The organism is Pyramidobacter sp. C12-8 (assembly GCF_002007215.1).
In the GTDB taxonomy this organism is placed as follows: Bacteria; Synergistota; Synergistia; order Synergistales; family Dethiosulfovibrionaceae; genus Pyramidobacter.
In genome coordinates this window covers 1-225 of the sequence record NZ_MUHX01000140.1, presented here as the reverse complement: position 1 = coordinate 225, position 225 = coordinate 1, and the positions used below count along the sequence as shown (strand labels likewise).

Annotated in this window: 1 protein-coding gene; it reads left to right on the top strand. The window is 60.0% G+C overall.

The features are described 5' to 3' along the window. Positions 1 to 225, top strand: a 225-nt coding sequence (locus B0D78_RS13090; protein ID WP_168170150.1) for a hypothetical protein, incomplete at both ends; no start/stop codon positions are given.

The following is a 225-nucleotide window of genomic DNA, read 5'->3' as shown; positions in this document are numbered from 1 at the left end:
GCTGACGGTTCCGCCGCCGAAACCCGAAGAGTTCAAGACGATTGAAGAGCTGTATTTGGCCGGACAGCGTCTGGAGCAGTTCCACAATTCGATCCGTTCGGCCGATCCGTACTACGCGGAGGCGTTGAAGCGCGATCCGGACGACTACCGCACGAACATCGCTGTCGGTATCCGTTTGGCGAAGCGCGGCTTATGGGCGGATGCGGAAGCGCATTTCCGCAAGGC